Source organism: Sporosarcina sp. P19 (assembly GCF_002743165.1).
In the GTDB taxonomy this organism is placed as follows: domain Bacteria; phylum Bacillota; class Bacilli; order Bacillales_A; family Planococcaceae; genus Sporosarcina; species Sporosarcina ureae.
Map to the genome: position 1 here is coordinate 445,753 of NZ_PDYR01000001.1, position 20,655 is coordinate 466,407.

Genomic DNA, 20,655 nt, shown 5'->3' on the forward strand with positions numbered 1-20,655 from the left:
TAAAAATCGCAACACAAGTTTGACTTGTGTTGCGGTTTTTTAATTGAATCAATTCTAGTTGCCTGAAAAATACTGAATGAAGAGAATTGTGTTGGAGAGGGAACAGGGAGGCGTCATACGTTTTTATCCTCGGAGTAGACGGCGATAAGTAAGACAGCCTCATCTTCTCCGATGTTTTTTACAAAGTGGGGCACACTAGCATTCCAACTGAATGAATCGCCTTCTTTTGCAATGACAGAATCTTCACCTTGTTCAGCAAGGACCGTGCCTTTAAGTACGACATGGCTCTCTTCACCTTCGTGGGCAATCGCTTGGCCAGTGGATGTACCTGGGGGTAATTCAACGTGCATCATCCGAAGGCCGCTTTGAGTAGTAATATGTTCAATTTTTATGCCGTTAAACGTTGTATATACCCGTTCAGCTTTCCTAATAACTTTCATATGCTTCTTTTTTTCTAGCAGCAAATAGGGTAGTGGAACGTCCAGAAAGCTGGCGATTTCTTGCAACGTATTTAGGGAGGGGGATGTGTTATCGTTTTCGATGTTGCTTATGAACCCTTTTGAGAGTCCTATTTGTTCGCTCATCTGTGCAATTGTTATTTTCTTTCTTTTCCGAATATCTCGTATTTTTGATCCGATTTCCACTTTAATCCCTCCAAGAATATAGTTGTTTGATTATATAATAACACAAATATATTGACGTTATCTTTCATTAAATGTTATTCTATAGAGAATTAATATTCACCTAGAGATACTTAATGTTGAATTATATAATAACAATAAATCTATTGATGTTTTTCACGAAGATAAATTAAGTTTTAGAAAGCAAAAATAATCCTAGGGATATATTAGTGTTTGAGAAAGGAGGAGAAATTGATTAGTCAGATATTTAACGATGCAGATAGACAGAGCTGTTAAAATAATTGAACATTCCATTAGAAGTCTATCCATATTTTGGTTTATTAGTTTCCGGAAAACTGTATATTCTACTGGGAATCAATTGAAAAGCAAAGGTTAATTATTTTTTTACAACCAATGTTCACCTATATAGAAATAATATCCTTTCTGGGATATACAAGATTGAAATGATGACAGAACAGCTTTTTTGATCTTCGAAGCCCGGAACTCAATGAATGTGGAAAGAATGAAGCAGTGATTTACTTAATAAATAGAATATGTTTCCTTTATTATTAATCAGAAAATAACTGTTTGTTATAAGTATAAGATGAACTTTAGAACAGCTGCTTATTTGTTTATGGTGGTAGGATACGCTAAATCCCATCGCGATATGGATGACGGAGCTATAAAGGGATTAGTAAGCTCAATTGAATATTCGATTGAAAATTATCAGATCGACATGTTTCTAACGGGAATTATATTGATGTGAACACGTTGTGAAATAATGTAACTGAATAAAGTAATAAAAACTAGGAGGAAATGAAGATGAAGAAAATAGAGATAAGCATATTTTTATTAAGAATAATGTTAGGGATTAGTTTTTTTGTACACGGGTTCGTGAAATTTCAAGATAGAATAGAAAATACCGCAGGTTGGTTTGAGAGTATCGGAATTCCAGGATTTTTAGCATACTTTGTAGGAGCTGTGGAAGTAATAGGCGGTATAGCACTCATTTTAGGCCTAGGGACGAGAGTTGTTTCTGCATTGCTCGCTATAATCATGGTTGGTGCGATACTAAAGGTTAAACTCTCCGCAGGATTCTTAGGGACAGCGGACAAGGTTGGCTACGAACTAGACCTTGTACTTTTAGTAATCGCCATATTTTTAACGGTAAATGGAAGTAAGATTTGGGCAGTTGACCAAGTTATATTTAATAAAAATAAGAAAACTCATATCACGGACAGTAAAAAAATACAAATTATAAGTGAGGCTGATTGCAAAAATGAGAAACTTTCATCAAAGACCTAATATATTTGTTGGACAGGTTAATATAAATGTAACAAATCTTAATTCATCGCTTGAATTTTACCAAAAGGTAATAGGATTTCAAGTATTGGAGCAAACAGATCGAAAAGCCGTTTTAACAGCGGATGGTAAAATAGGATTATTAACGATTGAACAACCTGTGGATGTATTACCAAAAGAGGAAAGGAAATCCGGTTTATTTCACTTTGCACTTTTGTTACCAACACGGGCTGACTTATCTGTCTTTTTACGCCATTTATCTGAGACAGGCTTTCGATTCGGAGCATCAGATCATCTTGTAAGTGAAGCACTCTACATTACAGATCCAGACGGAAACGGCATTGAAGTGTATATAGATCGACCAGCTATTGAATGGACCTGGTCTAATGGGGAAGTCAAGATGGTTTCTGACCCATTAGATGTAGAAAGTCTTTTAGGGGTAAGCGATATGGAATGGGATGGGTTGCCTGTTGACACAATTATGGGGCATGTTCATTTGCATGTGGCCGATCTTCAGAAAGCAGAAGAATTTTACACGAAGGGACTTGGTTTTACGGTTGTGAATCATTATCCTCAAGCTATTTTTATTTCAACCGGCGACTATCATCATCATATTGCCTTAAATACATGGCAAGGAGTGGGTGCCCCGAAACCGCAGAAAAACAGTGTCGGTATAAACTGGTATACACTTGTTTTCCCAAATGAAGAAGCGATAGCAAAAGTAATTGAACAATTACAGAATCTAGGCTCTTCGTATGTGGTTGAAGATGATTTGTTTGTAATTGAAGATCCATCAGGAAATAAAATTCAATTAACCGTGTAAAATCTCTCCAGCTATTCTTCCTAAAACTGCAGGCTTTTTATACTCTAGGTTTATACACTGGATAAACGAAGAACCCCAATTCGTATGAATTGGGGTTCTTCGTTTAATTGTTGAAATTCGATTTTCAAATCAGTGAACCAAAGAGGTTAACCCCAAACGCATTTGCACTTTTTTATGATGCATTCTATTTGGGTTCAAGCGAAATATAACGCTTTTTCCCTGCGTACATACCACTGATAAATAGTATAGTTGCGACAACTATGAAGGTATAAAGTGGTGCCGTCCATGAACCGGTATAGTCATGAAGAATACCGAACAACACTGGACCGATAGCAGCGAGTAAGTAGCCGATCGACTGCGCCATTCCGGAAATTGAAGCCGCTTGGTCTGGTGTATTGGTTCGTAAAGTGAAGAACATCATAGCGAGTCCAAATGCCGATCCGCCTCCTAGACCAATGAAAATCATCCAAAGTGCAGTCAGGCTTTCGCTTCCAAACTGAACGCCGCCATAGCCAATTAAATAACAAGCGAAAACAGCTCCGACCAGGACACGTTGATCACGTACTTTATCAGCGACCACTGGTATAATAAACATCATAGGTAATTGTGCGAGCTGGACTAGCGCTAGCATCCATCCAGCAGCATCAGCCGTCATGCCATTTGTTTGCAACACAATGGGAATCCATGATGCTGTCGTATAAAATAGGAACGATTGTAGTCCCATGAATACCGTGATGCTCCAGGCTAGTGGTGACCGCCAAATAGGCAGAGCAGGTTTCGTCTTCTTGTTGTTCTGCACCGATTTGATGACTTCTTTCTTTTTGCGTATCTGAGGAATCCATACAATAATAGCTAACAATGTAATGACTCCCCAAATTCCTAGCGCCCCTTGCCAGCCATATACTGTTTCATTCGCAATTGGAGAAGCTATACCAGAAGCAAGTGTTGCAGATATGCTCATAGATACAGAATACAGTCCTGTCATCAATCCAATATGTAAGGGAAAGCTCAGTTTAAGAAGACTTGGTAATAGGACGTTTGCAAAAGCAATTCCTACCCCAATTAAAAATGTACCGATCAATAGCAATGGACTATTGCCCACAGAACGCATGATGATTCCTAGCAATAAAATAATCATCGCATAGAAAAGTGTTCGCGACATACCGAAACGTTTCGCAAGACGTGGTGTAAAAGGTGATACAATAGCAAAAGCCAGTAGTGGGATGGTTGTTAGAAATCCAGCCAACGAGTTAGAGATTTGCAGTTGATCACGAATGTTTCCGATAATAGGTCCGACAGAAGTTAGTGGGGAACGGATAGTAGCGGCTAAAAATAAAATACCCGCTAATAATACCCACTGACTCTTAGGGAAATGTAAATGTTTACTTGGTCGTTCTTTTTCCATTGTGAAGCCTCCTGTATTACTTGAAGATTGTTCTGAGAAGTATGTAGCTGAAGCAGCAGAAAGGAGATTCCTTTGTGGAGTACTTACTCATAGTCTTTATAAATGTTATCACACCCATGCTTATTTTATTAGCAATTGGCGTAGTTTTACAAATAAAGTTTACATTTAATGTTAAGGCGTTAGGGAATATACTAACATACTGTTTAATACCTGCCGCCGTGTTCATGAACTTATACCATACCGTCATCGATATAGAAGTCCTACTCGATGTATTAATGTTTGTCGTATTATTTACGACCACTTTAATAATTACTGGACATTTATTTAGTAAACTCTTGCGTCTGAATCGCCAGCAGACCGCTGTTATGAAAAACAGTATTGTTCTAATCAACTCAGGAAACTATGGATTACCTGTCAGTCAGCTAGTCTTTCATGCAAATCCGCTCGGTGTGTCTATTCAGATTGTTTTGATCATCTATCAGAATTTACTGACGTACTCATATGGATTGTATAATCTCGTATCTTCCACTCAGTCGGGAAAAGACATTGCGAAACAGTTTCTTCGGATGCCAATTATTCATGCTTTGTGGCTAGGTGCTTTGCTTAACTTAGCAAATATCCAGTTGCCACAGTTTATCGAGTTGCCGATCAGTCATTTATCGGATGCTTTCATCGCTATCGCCCTCATTACGCTTGGCGCACAGTTAGCGCAGATTAAGGTGAAGGCACTTTGGAACCGTTTGATCTATTTAAGCGCTATTGGCCGTCTCATTATCTCACCAACCGTGGCGTTGCTGTTGATTTTACTGCTTGGGATAGACGGGATTACGGCTCAATCACTCTGGATCGCCAGCTCATTCCCAACGTCAAGAAACAGCTCCACGTTAGCACTGGAATACGATGTCGAGTCTGAGCTAGCAGCCCAAATTGTCCTGTTCAACACCGTAGCTAGCAGTTTTACAGTAGGCGTAGTAATTTATCTTTCTTCACTATTGTTCGGGTAAGTAATAAAGAAACGAACAGTTGATTACAGAGAAGTTGGCATGGGTGCTGGATAAGGGATTGGCGCTACGGAGGGGACGCTTTTCTGAGGGCTTGCGGAGGCACTATGGGAGTCGCCGCTCCTACGCGCCAATCCCTACAATGTGAGTGGATGATATATTCTGTTGTGCGTTTGAACTGAAACAAGATTAAAGACAACAATAGTTAACACACTAACTATAGTAAGAGACCTAAGTCCTGGCCCCCCTCTACACACCCATGAAGCTACGTTTAATCCCAATCTATCGCAACTTCTTGTCAAGAATATGTCCATATGCTTCCTAGCGTAAAGCTATCAAACTAATTGGCGAATTTTCACATTGATAATTTGTCGAATCGTGCTATACTGTTACCATTCAGTTAAATAAGACTCATATAATCACGGGGATATGGCCCGTAAGTTTCTACCGGTCTACCGAAAATAGACTGCCTATGGGGAGAATGGAAAGCAGCTTTCTTTGTCGTTCGACAAGAGAATGCTTTTTCATTTTTAAAAGCGTACATGCCGCTCTCTCATAGTTGTTATATGGGAGTATGGCATATACGCTTTTTTTATTCGAAAAAATGAAGGGAGCATCACAGCGTGGAGTTGCTAAAAAACAAGATTCGACAAGAAGGTAAAGTATTATCGGAAGAGGTACTGAAGGTAGATTCATTTTTGAATCATCAAATCGATCCGTTATTGATGCAAGAAATCGGAAAAGAGTTTGTTAGACGATTTAGCGATCAAAACATTACGAAAATCGTCACGATTGAATCTTCAGGTATTGCTCCAGCTACGATGGCAGGAATGATATTAGGCGTTCCGGTAGTATTTGCCAGAAAGCGTAAATCTCTTACATTGACGGATCATCTTTACTCCGCAAAAGTGTATTCTTTCACTAAGAAAGAATCGAATGATATTTCGGTTTCAAAAGATTTCATTTCAAATGAAGATACGGTATTACTCATTGATGATTTCCTTGCGAATGGACAAGCCGCACTTGGACTCATAGATATCGCAAAACAAGCAGGCGCAACTATCGCAGGTGTTGGAATTGTTATTGAAAAATGCTTCCAGCCAGGCGGGGAATTAATCCGTAAAGAGGGTGTCCGTTTGGAATCGTTAGCTGAGCTTCAGTCGTTACATAATGGTCAAGTCCAGTTTGTTGGGGAGGAAACGGAACGATGAAAACAACGCTGCTAGGTTTTCAGCATTTACTAGCTATGTATGCCGGCGCAGTATTGGTACCGCTAATTGTGGGGAATGCCATTGGGTTAACACCCACACAGTTAACTTATCTTGTTTCGATTGATATTTTGATGTGTGGTGTCGCAACGATCTTACAAATTTCACGTAATAAATATTTCGGTATTGGTTTGCCCGTAGTTCTCGGTTGTACGTTCACGGCTGTAGGCCCAATGATTTTGATAGGTAATGATTATGGAATTTCAGCTATTTACGGAGCGGTTATTGCTTCAGGCGTAATCATTTTCTTCATTAGCCACTTCTTCGGAAGTCTCGTGAAGTTTTTCCCGCCAATCGTTACCGGTTCTGTCGTAACAATTATTGGAATCACATTGATTCCTGTAGCGATCAATAATATGGGTGGCGGACAAGGTGCAGAAGATTTCGGTTCGTTGACTAATATTTTACTTTCATTTGGAACGTTGTTATTTATTATCTTGATGTTCCGATTCACCTCAGGTTTTATGCAGTCTATCGCTATTTTATTAGGATTAGTGGGTGGTACAATTGCAGCAATATTCCTAGGTATAGTAGATTTTTCGAATGTACATGATGCTTCTTATGTTCATATGGTCATGCCGTTTTATTTAGCTACTCCTACATTCCATATTCTGCCGATTGCGATTATGACATTGGTGGCAATGGTATCGCTCGTAGAATCTACGGGGGTATACTTTGCACTCGGTGATATTTGTGAGGAAGAAATTGATCAGAAAATGCTGGAAAAAGGATATCGGGCAGAGGGGTTAGCTTCTGTTATTGGAGGTATTTTCAACGCATTTCCTTATACGACATTTTCACAAAACGTCGGCTTGATGCAATTGTCTGGTGTGAAGTCACGTCGGGTAATATTCGTTACTGCGATTATGCTAATTTCATTAGGTTTCTTGCCGAAAATAGCAGCTCTTGCAACGATTATCCCTCCAGCAGTACTTGGTGGCGCGATGGTTGCCATGTTCGGCATGGTTGTTTCACAAGGAATTAAAATGTTAAGTCCTGTTATTTCAAAAACTCAAGATAACGCGATGATCGTAGCGTGTTCCATCGGTATCGGTCTTGGTGTTTCAGTTGTACCGGATCTGTTTAAAGAATTGCCGGAAAGTGTACAGATTTTAACAAGTAATGGCATTGTGCTCGGAAGTATCACCGCCATTTTCTTGAATATCATTTTCAATATGATTCCGTCAAAAAAGAAGCAAGCAGCCCAGCATGCTGATGAAGCAAAAGCTATGCCGCTTAGCATCAAAGAAGGACCATCTTCTGTCTTGGTAAGTGCTACAGCTGATCATAAATAAGAAAAAGAGCAACTGCTAAAAAGTTGCTCTTTTTCTATATTTTACACTCGATGTTGTTCATACTGATGACGCTCTGTTTTGTTTGTTAATGCCGTAAGCAATTGTGGATCGATTTTTGTATCATAAGCATTCAATGATTCACGAAGTTGCTCTTGTGTTCTTGAACCAATCAAAGCTGAGGCCACTACAGGCTCTTTAAGTGCGAAAGCAAGAGCGTATGCATGTAAGTTGTCCGTTTCCTTTGAAAGCACCTGAATTGTTTGCTGCAACTCAGAAGGTGTATAAGAAACGAAGCCATTCAATTTCTTCGCTCGCTCCACACCTTCATTCGTGAGTAAGCCTTTTGCCAGTGTACCTCTAGTGACGACAGATGCACCTTTTTTTGCAATCATAGAAAAGTATTCTTCAGGACGTCGATCAAGCAAGTTATACTGCATCATGACTGAAACCGCGTTGCTAGTACTCAGGAAACGTTCAATAACAGTAGGTCGAATACTAGATATACCGTATTCACGTATGACCCCTTCAGTTTTTAATGTTTCAAAAGCTTCGATCGTTTCATCTGTATCATCTTCCATCGTACCGCCGTGAAGTTGATACAAGTCGATATAATCGAGTTGTAAACGTCGTAAACTCTGTTTGACAGCGTCCATAATATGCGCTTTGGAAGGATCCCATGTCCAGGACTCTTCTCCTGACACCCACTTGTTACCGGCTTTCGTCGCAATGATCAAGTCTTGTCGTTTTTCTTTCAGCACTTTTCCTATGAGTTCTTCATTAGTTCCTTTATCATAAAGATCTGCTGTATCGAAATAGTTAATGCCATGATCAACCGCTTCGTCGAGTACAGAACGAGCCGCTTCCAGTTCAGTCGGTAATGACATGCAACCCAATCCAAGTTCGGAAACAAGCAAATTACTAGAACCTATTGTACGCTTCTTCATGTGCCTCACTCCTTTCGTTTCATGGTACAATGAAAACGGGATATAAAACCAATGGAAAGGGTTGAGTGCTGGATGAAGTTTGAAGAAAGAACCCTCTCGACAGAACGGATCTTTACAGGTAAAATCATTTCGGTGCAAGTCGACGAAGTAGAATTGCCTGATGGAAAACTAGCAAAAAGAGAATTAGTAAAACATCCAGGAGCTGTGGCGATTATCGCCTTGACTGAAGATAAAAAAATCGTGTTAGTTGAACAGTACAGAAAGCCTTTGGAACGAACGATGCTAGAAATACCTGCGGGCAAGATCGAGCTGGGCGAAGAACCTAAACTGACGGCAATTCGTGAACTGGAAGAAGAGACAGGGTACCGTGCACGTTCATTCGAATATTTGCAGACTTTCTCAACTTCACCAGGCTTCGCGGATGAAATCATTCACTTATATGTAGCTAAAGAGCTTGAGAAAGTGGAACAGCCTGCTGTAGGGGATGAAGATGAATTCATTGAAGTGCTGGAAGTAACTGTTGAAGAGGCAGAGGAATTCATTGCGAATGAAAGGATTTATGATGCCAAGACGGTTGCTGCTGTCTGGTATGTAAAAAACCTATAAAGGATTGAGCTATTTCTGGACGGACAAGCATATGTTATAAAAACGATGCGGAGGTGTCCTATTTATGGCTCGATCATTGTCTTTTGTCTATTTATTCGTTATACTCGCAATCAGTTACATAGGAGGGGCTTTATTATTCAGGGAGTGGCCGGTCACGTCGCTAGAGCAAATTATCGGCTTATATGACCAACGCGTAGTGAAAGGATCTGAAGCGGCTCTGTGGTCGCCTATTGTGGTGATGTTGAGCTTTATTCTATTAGCCATCATACTGTCTAAATATAAAAGAGTCCGTTTTATCACTATGTTTCTCGGCGCAATTAAATGTGCTTTTTTTGGTTTGTCATCCACCTATTTATTATCGACAGGATTAAAATTGGTATCCTATACGATTTGGTGGTTCCCATTTCAATTAATCAGCTGTTTGTTGTTCCTGATTTTATGTTCGGTGTTAAGCCCGCCATTTTTCGCTACACCGGCTAGTAAGAAAGATCGTCCACTAACTGCTGTGCCACCATTGATTGCTCTGTTGTTGATCACGCAGATACTGGAACTATCGATCTTCTATTTTATAAAATAATGTTTACTACACACTATAATGAAATGAACCTTTCCTTTCTATTGTCATCTGGAACGACAGTTTGGTATAATGGAAACAATTTGAGGGGGGCGTCGTATGGAAAGCCGTATTGAACGAATCAAGAAGCAATTGCACGGGGCCAGCTACAAGTTGACGCCTCAGCGTGAAGCGACTGTAGCAGTTCTTCTGGAAAATGAAGAAGACCATTTAAGTGCAGAAGATGTATTTTTATTAGTAAAAGAAAAAGCGCCAGATATTGGTCTGGCGACTGTATATCGTACATTAGAATTATTAACTGAACTAAAAGTTGTCGATAAAATTAACTTTGGCGATGGTGTAGCACGCTATGACTTGCGAGAAGAAGGCGCTGCGCGGTTCCACCATCACTTAATTTGTCTAGAATGTGGAACGGTTGATGAAATTCAGGAAGACCTACTCGGCGAAGTAGAAAAAGTCGTAGAAGGTCGTTATGGATTTACAGTCAAAGATCATTGGCTAACGTTCCATGGTGTTTGTAAACGTTGTAAGGTGAAAGACGAAGAGAAAGAACAGAAAGACAATGGGATGGCCTAAGCGCTGTCCTTTTTTACTTTTTACATAAGAAAGGAGGAAAGTCTATGAAAGATGCGCAATTTGCGTTAGAAGATTATGTGCACTTTTTAACAGTTGAAAGACAATTAGCTCAAAACACGGTGAAATCGTATCAACGCGACCTAACTGCCTATTTACGTTTCATAGAAAGTTTGAATTTGGAAACAGTTAATTCGATTGAACGTGCGATGGTTCTTCAATATTTGCAGAAGTTGAAAGATAGTGGTAAATCCAGTCGTACACTTTCTCGGCATATTTCCTCCATTCGTTCGTTTCATCAATTTTTAGTGAGAGAGCAAGTCACGACACATGATTGCACGATTCACATCGAATTGCCTAAAATCGAACAACAGTTGCCGGATGTGCTCTCTATACCTGAAATAGAACGACTGATTCATGCCGTGGATGGCAATACTTCACAAGGAATGCGTGATATTGCGCTGCTAGAATTGTTATATGGCACGGGAATGAGGGTAAGTGAGTTAATAGCGATTGATTTGGCTGATCTTCATTTGACTATGGGTTTTGTGCGTGTGTTCGGAAAAGGCAGTAAGGAACGGATCGTACCACTTGGACGTTCCGCGATCGATGCCTGTACTGTGTATTTAAATGAGGGGCGTCCTAAATTCATTAGGGATACCGAGGCCTTATTCCTCAACATGCATGGTAGACGTCTGACAAGACAAGGGTGTTGGAAGATCCTAAAAGAGGCAGGCGTGAAGGCGGAAATTCCAAAAGTCATTTCACCGCATTTATTACGTCACTCATTCGCCACACATTTGATCGAAAATGGAGCCGACTTGCGCGCAGTTCAGGAAATGCTCGGCCATGCTGATATTTCCACGACGCAACTTTACACGCATGTCAGCAAAAAACGCTTGAAAGATGTCTATAGTCAATTTCATCCTAGAGCGTAACTACTATTACTGGAGGTTTTCATATGGAGAAATTTCGTTATAATCGTATTCATTTAATCGTACTTGATTCAGTAGGGATCGGCGAAGCGCCGGACGCTGAAGCATTTGGTGATGTAGGATCTAATACACTTGGACATATCGCCGAAGAGATGGATGGATTGAAACTACCAAACTTGGAACGTCTAGGTCTTGCGAATATTGCACCAATTAAAGGTCTTGTAGCTCAAAAAGAAGCGCAAGGATATTACACAAAGATGCAAGAGGCGTCTGTTGGTAAAGATACGATGACAGGCCACTGGGAAATCATGGGCTTGCGTATCGATGATGCATTTAAAGTATATCCGAATGGTTTTCCAAAAGAATTAATAGAACAATTGGAATTAAAAACGGGTAGAAAAGTTATCGGAAATAAGCCGGCAAGTGGGACGGAAATTATTGAAGAGCTCGGCGAAGAGCATATGAAGACAGGTGCTCTGATCGTCTACACGTCGGGAGACCCTGTACTGCAAATTGCAGCGCATGAGGAAATCATTCCTATTGAAGAGCAATATCGTATTTGTGAAATCGCACGAGAACTTACGTTGCAACCTGAATTTTTAGTGGGGCGCGTGATTGCACGTCCATTTGTTGGAAAACCCGGTACGTTCACACGCACAACCAATCGTCACGATTACGCATTGAAGCCATTTGGTAAAACAGTGATGAATGAATTGCAGGATAAAGGCTATGACGTAATTGCAATCGGTAAAATTGCAGATATTTACAATGGCGAAGGCGTGACAGAAGCAGTCCGTACAACAGGGAACATGGACGGTGTGGATCAGCTTGTCACGGTTATGAAAAAAGATTTTGAAGGCATCAGTTTCGTTAATCTAGTAGACTTTGATGCATTATATGGTCACCGTCGTGATCCGATTGGTTACGGTAATGCACTTGAAGAATTTGATGCACGCTTGCCTGAGATTATGGAAGCACTGCGACCGGATGATTTACTAATTATCACAGCAGATCACGGGAATGACCCGACTCATGAAGGAACGGATCACACAAGAGAATATGTGCCATTACTCGTCTATTCACCTTCGAATAAAGGAGCTGGCGAGTTGCCGATCCGTAAAACATTTTCTGATGTCGGTGCGACAATTGCTGATAATTTCCAAGTAGATCAGCCGGAACATGGTGAAAGTTTCTTGTCTGCATTGGTTAAGGAGGATTAATTCTATGTTGCGCATGGTGGATATTATTGAAAATAAGCGAGACGGAATAGAGCTAAATAAAGAAGAGATAGAGTTTTTCGTGACGGGTTATACGGATGGCTCAATCCCTGACTATCAGGCTAGTGCTTTCCTAATGGCCATTTATTTTAAGGGTATGACAACAGAAGAACAAGGGTATTTAACAATGGCAATGGCGGAATCTGGTGATCAAATTGATTTATCTGCCATTGAAGGAGTGAAGGTAGATAAGCACTCAACAGGTGGAGTAGGAGATACTACGACACTCATCTTAGCTCCGCTTGTCGCAGCATGCGGTGTACCGGTTGCTAAAATGAGTGGTCGAGGACTAGGTCACACAGGCGGTACACTGGATAAACTTGAAGCAATTGACGGCTTCCACGTAGAGATTTCTACGGAAAAATTTATTCAACAGGTCAATGATTTGAAAATCGCTGTAATCGGTCAAAGCGGTAATTTGACGCCTGCTGATAAAAAACTGTATGCGTTACGAGACGTCACGGCGACAGTCAATAGCATTCCACTAATCGCAAGCTCTATTATGAGTAAAAAGCTTGCGGCAGGCGCAGACGCTATCGTATTGGACGTCAAGACAGGCGCAGGAGCCTTCATGAAAACATTGGAAGATTCCAAGCGATTGGCAGACGCCATGACTGCGATTGGAAATGAAGTTGGAAGAAACACAAGTGCCGTTATTTCAGATATGAGCCAACCACTCGGATTTGCGATTGGAAATGCTCTTGAAGTAAAAGAAGCCATTGATACGCTGCAAGGAAAAGGACCGGCCGATTTAACAGAGTTATGCTTTGTTCTTGGTAGCAAGATGTTGTTAGCGGCAAACAAAGCAGAAACTGAAGAAGATGCACGTAAACAACTGCAGAACGTCATAGATAACGGTGAGGCACTGCGCTTGTTCGGTGAGTTGATCAAAGCACAAGACGGCAACGAAAAAGTTATAGAGAATACAAATCTATTGCCGCAAGCACAGTATGAAATTGAAGTTCCTTCTATCGAAAGTGGCTATGTATCCATGATCGACGCCGACGAAATAGGTCTAGCCGCCATGCTTCTGGGCGCAGGCCGTGCAACAAAAGAAGACGTTATTGATCTTGCAGTCGGGATTGTCTTGCGCAAGAAAATAGGTGACTTTGTAGAAAAAGGAGAAGCGCTCGCGATACTCCATGCAAACACTGAACAAGTTGACGACTCGATTAAACTATTACAATCTCATATGCATATCGCAAAAGAAAAAACAGCAGCACCACCGCTTATACTTGCCTAATAATCTATAAAAGCCGTGTGCCTGAAGTACTCCAAGAAATTGGTCTCCTTCAGAGCACATGGCTTTTTTGTTGTTGATGTGTAAAAACAAATTCAACTGTACATACTCTTGTGTAGCTCGAGTGAAGAGCGACAGAGGTATCGGTATTTTATTCTGCTGCATGTATGGTTGGCTAGCACAATGAGCCAGATAGGAAGTGCGCATAACTGTCTCATTGCCCTGCCTACCATTTGTCATGTTAGAACATTAAAGTGATTGATCTTTGGCACAAGCAGCGACTCCCGCGGAATTAGCAATTCTTTGATAGTTAGAGCGAAGTGGCTCAAGCCGTGCCTGTAGGAAAGCGTTCGCCTGGAATGCAGATTAACAGTACCATTTCGTCACCTTTAAACCCTGTCACAACTTAAGAAGTTTTAGGGACAGTTGACTAGTTTTGTCAAAACTAAAGGATAGTGGTTCTAAATGTGCGACAATGCCTTCATGAAGGAGGCGTATCCACACATGGCAACTATTACACAACTGGAAAATGGCATAGTCCTAATCACGCTAGCAGGAGAACTCGACAACCACGAAGCCAATCAAATTAGAGAAGAAGTATCTACCGCTATATTTACAGGAAAGACGCGTGCAATTATCTGGGACCTCTACCAACTAGGCTTCATGGACAGCGCAGGAATCGGACTTATACTCGGCAGAATGCGCGATCTAGTCCCTGTAAACGGAGAAACACTCATATTGAATCCATCTCCGACAATGCAGAAGCTATTCCAATTTTCGGGTCTTGGTGATGTCGTCAGAATATGTACAGTCGAAGAAGCAATCGACGAAATCGGAGGGGTTGTACATGAAAAATGAAATGACCTTGTCGTTTCTAGCGATAGAACAAAATGAAGCACTTGCCAGAATGGCGCTCACCTGTTTTATCGCACCATTGGATCCGACATTGGATGAACTTTCGGAATTTAAAACAATTGTTTCGGAAGCTGTCACTAATGCCATTATCCACGGTTACGAATGCGACGGTAAAAGTATGGTGAAGGTCCATGCGACGATTGATGACCGCTCGGTAAAAATGACGGTAACAGATGAAGGAATGGGAATCTTCGACATAGAGCAAGCGATGGAGCCGATGTTCACAACTAAACCACAAATGGAGCGCTCCGGTATGGGCTTTACAATCATGGAAAGTTTCTCGGACGGTATCCGTGTAGATTCTACCCTTGGAAATGGGACAATCGTGACATTTGAGAAGAATTTTTCTCCGGTCACAGAAGTAAGTAGAATGAGGTGACGTATGGAAGCATCTGTTGAGAAGCAACACGCTCTATTGTCACAAGAAAAAATGCGAGAACTCATCAAAGAATCACAAGCGGGTGACAAAGAAGCTAGACGAATGATGGTAGAAGGCAATACAAGACTCGTGTGGTCCATCGTTCAACGCTTCGCTTCGCGTGGTGCAGATTTAGAAGATTTATTTCAAATAGGCTGCATTGGCTTGATGAAATCAATAGATAAGTTCGATTTATCCTATGAGGTGAAGTTTTCAACGTATGCAGTGCCAATGATCGTCGGAGAAATTCAACGTTATTTACGTGATGATGGAATGGTGAAAGTAGGTCGCACCATTCGTGAGTTAAGCTATAAAATTCGTCACGCAACCGATGACTTCTTTAAGAGAAACGGACGTTCACCTTCCATTTCAGAAATGGCGGAAATATTGGAAGTGAAACAGGAGGATATTATTCTAGCCTCTGATGCGCTTCGTGATCCGGCTTCGCTTCATGAACAGTTGTATGAGAGTGATGGGGATAGTTTGACGCTAATGGACCAGCTGCGGGACGATAGGTCGGAAAGAGTATTCGATCATATTCCGTTACGGGATGTCATTACACGGTTGAATAAGCGTGATCAAACGATCATTTATATGCGCTATTATTTGGATTACACACAGAGTGATATTGCGAAACGAATTGGAATATCACAGGTTCAAGTATCACGGTTGGAAAAGAAAATTCTAGCCCAAATGAAAACATGGATGGGCGCAGATGCAGAAGAAGCGCTCGAGAAGGTGAGGAGACCCTGATTTGACCGATACACTATTTACGTCCATACGAGAAGGGGAGAGGTGGTTCATCAACCAGTTTGGCGAAGATGAAACATACGATGCGACTAAACGGTTGATCCACCTATGGGATAAAGAAATACTTCTTCTGTATATGAACGGTTTAGTGGATGGCGAGGTCTTAACTACTTTATTGACGGAAATGCAGTATCGTAATGAGTTATTTACAGGTGAATCTGTCGAGGACATTGACCGCGCAATGATGGATTATTTTCCGTATCATTCGCTGGAAATTGTAAAGGATGAAGATCAACTCGCGAAAGTTATTTTAAGTGGGTTAGCTGTATTCATTATGAAAGACGGTTTCACATTCGCACTTGATGTGCGGTCATATCCAGGCAGAAATCCTGAGGAACCAGATACTGAAAAAGTCATACGTGGCTCAAGGGACGGATTTACGGAAAATATTTTGACGAACACGGCATTAATCCGAAGACGTTTACGTACAACGGAACTCCGGTTTGAAATGCATGAGACGTCCGTAAAAGGTAAAACGGACATTGCCATTGCCTTTATGAAAGGCGCTGCCAATGAAGAACATTTGAATTTTGTGAGAGAACGACTGGATGCATTAAAAACGGATGGCTTGACGATGACCGATAAATCACTCGAAGAATTTCTATTTAAACAAGGATTTCACCCGATGCCGTTCGTTCGGTATACAGAACGTGCTGATATTTGTGCGGCGCATTTACTAGAGGGACATATTGCGATCATCGTCGATACATCTCCGTCCGTCATTTTAGTCCCTGTTACACTTGTGCATCATTTACAACACGCGGAAGAATATAGGCAAGCGCCTTTAATCGGTACATTCATCCGAATGGTACGCTTCGTGGGGACATTTTTAAGTTTAGTGATGTTGCCGTTTTGGTATTTGATGTCGATCGAAAAACAATTCGTTCCGGAAGCGATCAAATACATTGGTCCGAATGAATGGGGAGAAGTTCCGTTATTTGTCCAACTGTTTGTGGCTGATGTCGGTATAGAGGTATTGCGAATGGCCGCAATTCATACACCAACACCGCTGTCGACCGCTATGGGACTCGTTGCGGCCATTGTCATTGGGCAAGTAGCGATTGACGTAGGCTTATTTTCTTCGGAAGTCGTATTATACGTGGCGGTTAGTGCCATATTCACATTTGCGATTCCGTCATTTGAATTGAGTATTACGACAAAAGTGTTCCGGATTTTCTTACTGATCTCAACCGCATTACTAGGAGCTCCAGGCTTCTTTATAGCACTTGCTGTGATTTATTATTATTTATGCTCATTAAAGCCGATGAATGTGCCATATTTGTGGCCGTTCACGCCATTCTTCCCGAAAGCTTTGTTGCGTGTGTTGATTCGTTTCCCAATGACAATCGACGATCCGCGGCCGTTTATTACGGACTCGCCGAACCGTGACAGGATGTCATAAAGCTATTTCGAAATCTTGCATGTCGTTGCTACTTTCCGTCTTCTTGTGATAAAGTTATTTGAGAGAATTCGGAAGGGGTATGGGACATGTATCTTTATGGAACACAGACAGTGAACGAAAACGGTCATCTAACAATCGGTGGAGTGGACGTTTCAGAACTGGCTTCACAATATGGAACACCAGTCATGGTCTATGATACAGAGTTATTCAAAGAGCGTGCGCGGGCATTTAAAGATACGTTTGAGAAAAAAGAAATTAGAGCACAAGTTGCATATGCGAGTAAAGCCTTTTCTTCAATTGCAATTTATCAATTGGCAGAACAGCAAGGGTTGTCTCTTGATGTTGTTTCAGGTGGAGAATTATATACTGCAGTAGCAGCAGGATTCCCACGCGAACGGATTCATTTCCATGGCAATAATAAGAGCAGAGACGAAATAGTATATGCATTTGAAGAGAACATTGGATGCATCGTAATCGATAATTTCTTGGAAATCGACATGATTAAAGAAATTGCAGATGAACGAAAGCAAACGATGAATGTCTTAGTCCGTGTAACACCAGGAATTGAAGCACATACGCATGACTATATTACAACAGGCCAGGAAGATTCAAAGTTTGGTTTTGATTTGAAAAATGGACAAACGGATCAAGCGTTCCTTGCTTTACATGATCATGGCTATATTAATTTCCTTGGCATGCATTGTCATATAGGTTCACAGATCTTTGAAACCGATGCATTCAAATTCGCAGCAGAAGTGCTAATGGAAAGAATGGTCGAATGGCGGAAGAATTATCAATTTATCTGTCCTGTCTTAAATTTAGGCGGTGGATTTGGTATTCGTTATACTGAGGAAGATACGCCACTTGAGCCAGCTATCTATGTAGAAGAAATGGCAGATGTAGTGAAAGAGATGGCTGAGGAATGTGAGTATCCAATTCCTGAAGTTTGGATTGAACCCGGCCGTTCGCTTGTCGGAGATGCGGGAACGACTATTTATTCTGCAGGCAGTACGAAAGTGGTGCCGGGTGTCCGTACATACGTAGCAGTAGATGGCGGAATGTCTGATAATATTCGTCCGGCTCTATATGATGCACACTATTCCAGTGCGCTTGCTAATCGGATGAACGAGCCACATGACCAGCAATGGACAGTTGCAGGTAAGTGCTGTGAGTCCGGCGATAAATTAATTGAAAAAGCCGATTTGCCCAAAGTGGAAACCGGTGATCTACTAGCTGTTTTTTGTACGGGAGCCTATACGTACTCCATGGCCAGCAATTATAATCGACTGCCTCGACCTGCCGTTGTGTTTGTAGAAAAAGGGCGACATCAGTTAGTCGTAAGACGCGAAACCTACGAAGACATCATTAAATTAGACCTTCCGTTGCAATCAGATGAGAAGGAGAATTTCTAATGAAAAAGAAAAACATTATTCTTTTCGTTTCGATTGTTGCCATGGCTATAATTTGGGGAGTCATCTATTGGTATTTTGTTGTTCCGATAATCGATCCGCGCTATAAATAATCCGCGAGTTGAAGTAAACGGGATATTGGTGTAAACTGTATAAAGGATTTCTGAAAAGAAGGGGTTACTATTGAATCTTATTCGTTTTAAGAAGGCACAAGAGAAAATTGCTATGGGCTTTTTATCTTATATCCCTAGTGAAAAGATGTTATGCAAATTGCAAGAGACTGTTCAGCAGTATCTCTGTGTTGAACAGTGGCAGCTATATCTTTATAAAGAAGCAGAAGATTACATCGGATTAATAGGGGTAGAAGTCAACGACAATGACAAGACCTACACTGTTCAGCATATTTCGGTCAATCCATCGTTTCGTGGAGAAGGAATTGCATCTAAGATGATAAAGGAATTGCAAGAGATCTACCCAGGATACGGCTGTAAAAGTACCGACTTTACTGAACCATTTATACAAAGTTGTTTAAGGAAAGAAGAAGGCGCAGATCTTTAACGGCTGCCCTTCTTCTTTTCTTCACGTTGTAAAAGAATATCTGACCTATCCCGTTGCATATGCTTATGAATAACAGATGCGCTATTTTTGGGCAGTAATGCAAGTAGAGGCTTGAATTTCTCTGCTTCGATTTGCAACTCTGGAGAGATTGGAAGTGGGAATTCATGGAAATCTTCGCCTGATTTAATGCGGGTAAGACAATGCTCTAGCTGCAGGATGATTTCATCAACGGCCACTTCTTCGAGATAGTCGCCAAATTGTACAGGCATTTCGTGGAAGCGTGTGATGGCTTTAGTTAAAGTACGCGAAGCACCTGCTGTATTTCCTCTGCGCCAATGATATAATCCGGTAGCCATGAGAATATAGCCGGTTAGTGGATGATCTTTTGAAAAGTTTTTTTGTTCCTTCCAATATTCTTCCAGCACCTCGTGGCACTCGAAATAATCTTGATTGTCATTGAAATACACAATAAACTGTAGAAAAAGAGGATGGTAGTAAGGGTGCATCCAAATCATTCCTTTCTGGTTAGGTAGGTTGGTAAAATGAGTTATAGTGTAAAACTCGAAGTCTTCGAAGGGCCACTTGATCTGTTGTTACATTTGATTAATCGGCTCGAAATTGATATTTATGACATCCCCATGGCGGAGCTAACACAGCAGTACATAGAACATTTGCATGCCATGCGTGTTCTTCGATTGGATGAATTAAGCGAATACCTTGTACTAGCAGCGACGTTGCTGGAAGTGAAGAGCAAAATGCTGTTGCCGGTCAATGAAGAAGAGGCATTCATCGAAGAATTCGGTTATGAGGAAGACCCGCGTGAAGAATTGATAGCCCGATTAATGGAATATCGGAAGTTTAAAGAAGCGGCCAACTCGCTTCGTGAGTCTGCTGCACACCGTGATGAGCATTTCACTAAAGAGCCTGAAGACTTAACGGATTATGGTGAAGCGCTTGTAACAGAGACGGAAGAACAGCTCAATGTTTTTGACTTAATTGGTGCATTTCAAAAAATGCTACACAGAAAGAAGCTGAAACTGCCTCTTACAGCGAGTATAACAAAATCTGAGCAATCTGTCGGGGATAAGATGTCATCGATCATGAGTAAGTTGGAACTAAGTGGTGGAGAATGTGATTTCCATGCACTTTTTGAAACGACGACTGTACCCGAGCTCGTATTAACATTTTTATCATTGCTTGAACTGATGAAATTACAAGAAGTTCAAGTGCGACAAAGTAATAATTTTGAAGAATTACGAATCTCGTTGATGTGAAGGGAT

Annotated in this window: 22 protein-coding genes and 1 riboswitch; of the genes, 18 read left to right on the forward strand and 4 right to left on the reverse strand. The window is 41.1% G+C overall.

Annotation, left to right across the window (positions count from 1 at the left end; genetic code table 11):
* Window positions 1-113: 113 nt before the first annotated feature.
* Window positions 114-644, reverse strand: coding sequence for a helix-turn-helix domain-containing protein (locus CSV74_RS02180; RefSeq protein WP_099690404.1), 531 nt, complete (start codon window positions 642-644; stop codon window positions 114-116).
* A 798-nt stretch (window positions 645-1,442) separates the two neighbouring features.
* Here CSV74_RS02180 and CSV74_RS02185 point away from each other — a divergent pair.
* Together CSV74_RS02185 and CSV74_RS02190 are read left to right on the forward strand one after the other, a co-directional pair.
* Window positions 1,443-1,925 (forward strand): DoxX family protein, encoded by a 483-nt coding sequence (locus CSV74_RS02185; RefSeq protein WP_099690405.1) that lies wholly within the window; start codon window positions 1,443-1,445, stop codon window positions 1,923-1,925.
* A complete protein-coding gene (locus tag CSV74_RS02190) occupies window positions 1,900-2,745 on the forward strand; it encodes a VOC family protein (RefSeq protein ID WP_099690406.1) in 846 nt (281 codons plus the stop codon). The genes CSV74_RS02185 and CSV74_RS02190 overlap by 26 nt, the downstream gene beginning before the upstream one ends.
* Before the next feature lie 184 nt (window positions 2,746-2,929).
* Here the strand turns inward: CSV74_RS02190 and CSV74_RS02195 are convergent, their stop codons facing one another.
* Complete coding sequence (locus tag CSV74_RS02195; protein ID WP_099690407.1) at window positions 2,930-4,150, reverse strand: CynX/NimT family MFS transporter; 1,221 nt, start codon at window positions 4,148-4,150, stop codon at window positions 2,930-2,932.
* Window positions 4,151-4,224: 74 nt separating this feature from the next.
* On the opposite strand from CSV74_RS02195, the gene CSV74_RS02200 reads away from it, so the two are divergent.
* The 3 genes from CSV74_RS02200 to CSV74_RS02210 all read left to right on the forward strand — a co-directional run bounded on the left by CSV74_RS02200 (window position 4,225) and on the right by CSV74_RS02210 (window position 7,714).
* A complete protein-coding gene (locus tag CSV74_RS02200; RefSeq protein WP_099690408.1) occupies window positions 4,225-5,154 on the forward strand; it encodes an AEC family transporter in 930 nt (309 codons plus the stop codon).
* Between the two features lie 388 nt (window positions 5,155-5,542).
* A riboswitch (purine riboswitch) is annotated at window positions 5,543-5,644 on the forward strand.
* 130 nt (window positions 5,645-5,774) lie between these two features.
* Entirely contained in the window at window positions 5,775-6,362 is a 588-nt protein-coding gene (locus CSV74_RS02205; protein WP_099690409.1) for a xanthine phosphoribosyltransferase, read from the forward strand.
* Window positions 6,359-7,714, forward strand: coding sequence for a nucleobase:cation symporter-2 family protein (locus CSV74_RS02210; RefSeq protein WP_099671066.1), 1,356 nt, complete (start codon window positions 6,359-6,361; stop codon window positions 7,712-7,714). Before CSV74_RS02205 ends, CSV74_RS02210 begins: the two co-directional genes overlap by 4 nt.
* Window positions 7,715-7,755: 41 nt before the next feature.
* Here CSV74_RS02210 and CSV74_RS02215 read toward each other — a convergent pair whose 3' ends face one another.
* On the reverse strand, window positions 7,756-8,658 hold the full coding sequence (locus CSV74_RS02215; RefSeq protein ID WP_099690410.1) for an aldo/keto reductase: 903 nt from the start codon (window positions 8,656-8,658) through the stop codon (window positions 7,756-7,758).
* A gap of 72 nt (window positions 8,659-8,730) precedes the next feature.
* Between CSV74_RS02215 and CSV74_RS02220 the strand changes: the two genes are divergently transcribed.
* From CSV74_RS02220 to CSV74_RS02275, 12 genes are all read left to right on the forward strand, one after another.
* On the forward strand, window positions 8,731-9,264 hold the full coding sequence (locus CSV74_RS02220; protein ID WP_099690411.1) for an NUDIX hydrolase: 534 nt from the start codon (window positions 8,731-8,733) through the stop codon (window positions 9,262-9,264).
* Window positions 9,265-9,328: 64 nt separating this feature from the next.
* A complete protein-coding gene (locus CSV74_RS02225; RefSeq protein WP_099671069.1) occupies window positions 9,329-9,841 on the forward strand; it encodes a hypothetical protein in 513 nt (170 codons plus the stop codon).
* A gap of 96 nt (window positions 9,842-9,937) precedes the next feature.
* On the forward strand, window positions 9,938-10,414 hold the full coding sequence (gene fur, locus CSV74_RS02230; protein ID WP_099690412.1) for a ferric iron uptake transcriptional regulator: 477 nt from the start codon (window positions 9,938-9,940) through the stop codon (window positions 10,412-10,414).
* 44 nt (window positions 10,415-10,458) lie between these two features.
* Window positions 10,459-11,349 (forward strand): site-specific tyrosine recombinase XerD, encoded by an 891-nt coding sequence (xerD, locus tag CSV74_RS02235; protein WP_099690413.1) that lies wholly within the window; start codon window positions 10,459-10,461, stop codon window positions 11,347-11,349.
* 23 nt (window positions 11,350-11,372) lie between these two features.
* Entirely contained in the window at window positions 11,373-12,566 is a 1,194-nt protein-coding gene (deoB, locus tag CSV74_RS02240) for a phosphopentomutase (RefSeq protein WP_099690414.1), read from the forward strand.
* A gap of 7 nt (window positions 12,567-12,573) precedes the next feature.
* Window positions 12,574-13,866: a pyrimidine-nucleoside phosphorylase gene (locus CSV74_RS02245; protein WP_099690566.1), complete on the forward strand. Its 1,293-nt coding sequence runs from the start codon at window positions 12,574-12,576 to the stop codon at window positions 13,864-13,866.
* 501 nt (window positions 13,867-14,367) lie between these two features.
* Complete coding sequence (locus tag CSV74_RS02250; RefSeq protein WP_167693452.1) at window positions 14,368-14,721, forward strand: STAS domain-containing protein; 354 nt, start codon at window positions 14,368-14,370, stop codon at window positions 14,719-14,721.
* On the forward strand, window positions 14,711-15,157 hold the full coding sequence (gene spoIIAB / locus CSV74_RS02255) for an anti-sigma F factor (RefSeq protein WP_029053083.1): 447 nt from the start codon (window positions 14,711-14,713) through the stop codon (window positions 15,155-15,157). The genes CSV74_RS02250 and spoIIAB overlap by 11 nt, the downstream gene beginning before the upstream one ends.
* A gap of 3 nt (window positions 15,158-15,160) precedes the next feature.
* A complete protein-coding gene (locus CSV74_RS02260) occupies window positions 15,161-15,949 on the forward strand; it encodes a SigF/SigG family RNA polymerase sporulation sigma factor (protein ID WP_029053082.1) in 789 nt (262 codons plus the stop codon).
* A 1-nt stretch (window position 15,950) separates the two neighbouring features.
* On the forward strand, window positions 15,951-17,408 hold the full coding sequence (locus CSV74_RS02265) for a spore germination protein (RefSeq protein ID WP_099690415.1): 1,458 nt from the start codon (window positions 15,951-15,953) through the stop codon (window positions 17,406-17,408).
* A gap of 86 nt (window positions 17,409-17,494) precedes the next feature.
* A complete protein-coding gene (gene lysA, locus CSV74_RS02270) occupies window positions 17,495-18,820 on the forward strand; it encodes a diaminopimelate decarboxylase (protein ID WP_099690416.1) in 1,326 nt (441 codons plus the stop codon).
* 180 nt (window positions 18,821-19,000) lie between these two features.
* Window positions 19,001-19,375 carry a GNAT family N-acetyltransferase gene (locus tag CSV74_RS02275; protein ID WP_029053079.1) on the forward strand — a complete coding sequence of 125 codons (375 nt, stop codon included), beginning with the start codon at window positions 19,001-19,003 and terminating at the stop codon, window positions 19,373-19,375.
* On the opposite strand, the gene CSV74_RS02280 is transcribed toward CSV74_RS02275, so the two are convergent.
* Window positions 19,372-19,881: a DUF309 domain-containing protein gene (locus CSV74_RS02280; RefSeq protein WP_099690417.1), complete on the reverse strand. Its 510-nt coding sequence runs from the start codon at window positions 19,879-19,881 to the stop codon at window positions 19,372-19,374. The two genes, CSV74_RS02275 and CSV74_RS02280, sit on opposite strands and share 4 nt — an antisense overlap.
* A gap of 36 nt (window positions 19,882-19,917) precedes the next feature.
* Between CSV74_RS02280 and CSV74_RS02285 the strand changes: the two genes are divergently transcribed.
* Complete coding sequence (locus CSV74_RS02285; protein WP_099690418.1) at window positions 19,918-20,649, forward strand: segregation/condensation protein A; 732 nt, start codon at window positions 19,918-19,920, stop codon at window positions 20,647-20,649.
* The last annotated feature ends 6 nt before the right edge of the window (window positions 20,650-20,655 follow it).

Excerpts from the sequence above, each read along its gene's own strand:
- CSV74_RS02280 (WP_099690417.1), bottom strand. The coding sequence starts at position 19,881 with ATGCACCCTTACTACCATCCTCTTTTTCTACAGTTTATTGTGTATTTC.
- CSV74_RS02210 (WP_099671066.1), top strand. The coding sequence starts at position 6,359 with ATGAAAACAACGCTGCTAGGTTTTCAGCATTTACTAGCTATGTATGCC.
- lysA (WP_099690416.1), top strand. The coding sequence starts at position 17,495 with ATGTATCTTTATGGAACACAGACAGTGAACGAAAACGGTCATCTAACA.
- CSV74_RS02285 (WP_099690418.1), top strand. The coding sequence starts at position 19,918 with ATGAGTTATAGTGTAAAACTCGAAGTCTTCGAAGGGCCACTTGATCTG.
- CSV74_RS02225 (WP_099671069.1), top strand. The coding sequence starts at position 9,329 with ATGGCTCGATCATTGTCTTTTGTCTATTTATTCGTTATACTCGCAATC.
- CSV74_RS02220 (WP_099690411.1), top strand. The coding sequence starts at position 8,731 with ATGAAGTTTGAAGAAAGAACCCTCTCGACAGAACGGATCTTTACAGGT.
- CSV74_RS02250 (WP_167693452.1), top strand. The coding sequence starts at position 14,368 with ATGGCAACTATTACACAACTGGAAAATGGCATAGTCCTAATCACGCTA.
- CSV74_RS02260 (WP_029053082.1), top strand. The coding sequence starts at position 15,161 with ATGGAAGCATCTGTTGAGAAGCAACACGCTCTATTGTCACAAGAAAAA.
- CSV74_RS02215 (WP_099690410.1), bottom strand. The coding sequence starts at position 8,658 with ATGAAGAAGCGTACAATAGGTTCTAGTAATTTGCTTGTTTCCGAACTT.
- fur (WP_099690412.1), top strand. The coding sequence starts at position 9,938 with ATGGAAAGCCGTATTGAACGAATCAAGAAGCAATTGCACGGGGCCAGC.
- CSV74_RS02195 (WP_099690407.1), bottom strand. The coding sequence starts at position 4,150 with ATGGAAAAAGAACGACCAAGTAAACATTTACATTTCCCTAAGAGTCAG.
- deoB (WP_099690414.1), top strand. The coding sequence starts at position 11,373 with ATGGAGAAATTTCGTTATAATCGTATTCATTTAATCGTACTTGATTCA.
- xerD (WP_099690413.1), top strand. The coding sequence starts at position 10,459 with ATGAAAGATGCGCAATTTGCGTTAGAAGATTATGTGCACTTTTTAACA.
- CSV74_RS02190 (WP_099690406.1), top strand. The coding sequence starts at position 1,900 with ATGAGAAACTTTCATCAAAGACCTAATATATTTGTTGGACAGGTTAAT.
- spoIIAB (WP_029053083.1), top strand. The coding sequence starts at position 14,711 with ATGAAAAATGAAATGACCTTGTCGTTTCTAGCGATAGAACAAAATGAA.
- CSV74_RS02185 (WP_099690405.1), top strand. The coding sequence starts at position 1,443 with ATGAAGAAAATAGAGATAAGCATATTTTTATTAAGAATAATGTTAGGG.